The sequence below is a fragment of the Coxiella-like endosymbiont genome (assembly GCF_002871095.1).
GTDB lineage: Bacteria > Pseudomonadota > Gammaproteobacteria > Coxiellales > Coxiellaceae > Coxiella.
In genome coordinates this window covers 1-3,216 of the sequence record NZ_NSHJ01000004.1, presented here as the reverse complement: position 1 = coordinate 3,216, position 3,216 = coordinate 1, and the positions used below count along the sequence as shown (strand labels likewise).

The window sequence follows — 3,216 nt, the reverse complement described above, 5'->3', positions numbered from 1 at the left end:
AGATGTGTAAAAAAGACAAAATTTAAGTATTCAATACTACTTTAATTTTACATGAAACGCTAGGATGAATTATATAAGATTAATTATCTAGCAATTAATTATCTAGCATTCGGTAATATTGACCGCCACAGCTAATCCGCCCTTTGAGGTTTCTTTGTAAATAGAATTCATATTCCAACCAATTTCGCGCATGGTAGCAATTACCATATCTAACGATATCTTATGTTCGCCATCTTCAGCAAGGGCTAATCGAGCCGCGTTCACTGCTTTAACAGCACCCATTGCGTTGCGTTCGATGCAGGGGATTTGTACCAGCCCTCCAACAGGATCACAAGTTAAGCCAAGATTATGTTCCATAGCTATTTCTGCAGCATTTTCTACTTGGGCTATGGTACCGCCTAAAGAAGCTACTAAGCTGGCTGCAGCCATAGAACATGCAACGCCAACTTCTCCCTGACAACCCATTTCAGCACCTGAAATGGAAGCATTTTTTTTATAGAGTATCCCTATAGCACCAGCTGTTAATAAAAAATCGATCACACCTTTTTCAGTAGCTCCTTTACAAAAATATTTATAATAATTTAAAACTGATGGAATTATTCCAGACGCACCATTCGTAGGAGCTGTCACGACACGACCTCCAGCTGCATTTTCTTCATTAACAGCCATTGCGTAAACATTCAGCCAATTCATAGTTTGAGGATGTTGAGCAGTTGGTGGACCTAAAATTAATAGCTTACGATACAGAGAAGGAGCACGTCGTCGTACCCGTAAAGGACCTGCTAAAAAACCGTCAGATTGACAGCCTTTATTAATACAATTTTCCATAATCGTAGCGATATGCAATAAATTTTCTTTAATAATTTTTTCATTTCGGCTTATTTTCTCATTAGCTAACATAATATCAGCGATGGAAAGATTTTCCTTTTGGCAGTAACCTATAAGCTCAGCACTGGAATTAAAAGGGTATGGAATATTCAGTGGAAGACTGTTAAAAACTTCTCGATCTTTATTTTCGTCTTTAACAATAAAGCCTCCCCCAATAGAAAAATACAAAGATTTTTTAATTAATTTTTCATTAGCGTCATAAATTGCGAACTCAAGCGCATTGGAATGGAAATCAAAAACTTTCTGATAATTAAAAATAAAATGATTATCTATGGAAAAATTAATAGTATGTTGCTTTAATAAGCTTAATTTTTTTTGATCCCGAATTTGTTTAATTTGATTATCGATGCTATCGGGATCGATACTTTCAGGTTGTTCACCCATTAGTCCCAGCGTAACGGCTGTATCGGTACCGTGGCCTTTTCCGGTAAAAGCTAAAGATCCATAGAGAGTAATAGTTATTTGCTCAATATGAAGTAATTTATGTTGAAAAGCATTGATAAAATCATGAGCGGCTCTCATAGGACCTATGGTATGTGAACTAGAAGGCCCTATACCGATGGAAAATAATTCAAAAACGCTAATCATACTTATAAAAGTAAAATGCTAAAATGTAAAATCCTAAAAATATTGAATGTATTTTTATTCTAATATATTCAAAGAAACTTTGATAGATAAATAGCTTTGATAGATAAATAGTATAAATAGTAAGGATACCTGTTTTAACAGGAGTGGTGTATGTTTATATTAATGTTTATTGTATTAATGTTATAGATCAATTTAAAAAACCACCAAACGACTAATTAAATCTTTGTTTAAGCGTCGTATAATGATTGTTTTTCTTCTTGCTTTTGTTTTGTAGATTCTGCCTTATTTATTTTGTAAATTGGCAAAACAGTTTTGCACTTAGTGTAATAGATCTGTGGGAGTAATAATTATTAGGGTTATCAGTTTTTTAGATTAATTTTTATTGTATCAAATGTGTTATACTATGAGGATCATTCATAGATCAGTATTAGTCCCTCGTATAATTTTAGAGCTTGTAATTTTAGAGTTAGGGTATATCGGTGAGGATAATGTTTTTGATTATCTAAATTGGATTAAGAATTACATTGACTTTGTTGGTATTTATATGAAGCCTACTTAAAAAACATCTTTTAAAAAATATTTTACTTAACGACTGAGGTTCTGCCTTTATTTCCGCTTCATAAAATATGAAGATTGATTGATACAGTGAAAAATTTTATAAGTCAAAGAAGGAGGATTTAGAGATAAGAGTTAATTACTACTACTAATAGTAGACGAGATAACATACAAAACTAGCTATTCTGTTAAATCAAAGTCAGTTTTGGTCTTATATTTAATTTTATTAGCAAATTATGATTGGTGCTTAACTTATATTCACATAAGTTTGTTAAAAGTTATATAGATTATTTCTAAATTAATCACTTCTATCTTTAAAACCGACTTTGGCAACAGAAAAATATCAAACTATTGATAATTGTACTTTCTACAAAATTAATTATTAATACATAAGTATATATCTACTTATATATATTGGATATATTTTGAATGATTTTACTATATTGAAATGATTTTACTTATAGTTTTAATTTTTATATAATATAAGTTTGTCGACGTATGCACTCTTTATCCTTAAAATACAACATTTTGAATCTGTGAGGTAGACTTTACTACTTGATTGGAAGTATAGAGTAATACGTACAAATTAGTCAGTGTTATTGACTAACTTTTCAACGAATTTATTCATAAATTTCTCATACTTTGGCTAGGCTATGCTTCGTTTTTAATTTTTGGTTTTACGCAAACAGTGAGTAATTTTTCTTTTATGATGCTTATATTAATATAAAAAACTTTAGTTCCATAATTTGGTGGTATTATTTCCAAATTATTTTTGTGTGGTGGACTCCATATTATTACTTTTGTAGTATTGTTAATGGTACTTTTTAATTAGAAATATTTTGATCTTTAATAAGCAAGTTTATCTTCTATTATGGCGAGTGAACTAAATGATGATAGGTCCTGTAACCGGTGGTTTAATAAAACATATAATAAACAACTGTTTATTTAATGATACATTTTTTTGAGATTTTTCATCATTGTTTATCTTATATTATAATGCTTAAGGGATCTAAAGAATCGTATTGATTTTAATGCAATTACTTTAATATAAATCATCAAAAATTTCATTGCAAAGAAAGTAATATAAAGTCGGGTGTATTAAGATTATAATTTGAAGCACAGTAGGATTTTTAAATTTTGTTTATTAGATTACTACGCATTTATATAAAATGCACACCTTTATAT

The 3,216-nt window shown here is 29.9% G+C and carries 1 protein-coding gene; it reads right to left on the bottom strand.

Annotation, left to right across the window (positions count from 1 at the left end; translation table 11 throughout):
• Positions 1 to 102: 102 nt before the first annotated feature.
• On the bottom strand, positions 103 to 1,476 hold the full coding sequence (locus CLERM_RS00035) for an L-serine ammonia-lyase (RefSeq protein WP_102156594.1): 1,374 nt from the start codon (positions 1,474 to 1,476) through the stop codon (positions 103 to 105).
• Positions 1,477 to 3,216 lie beyond the last annotated feature (1,740 nt).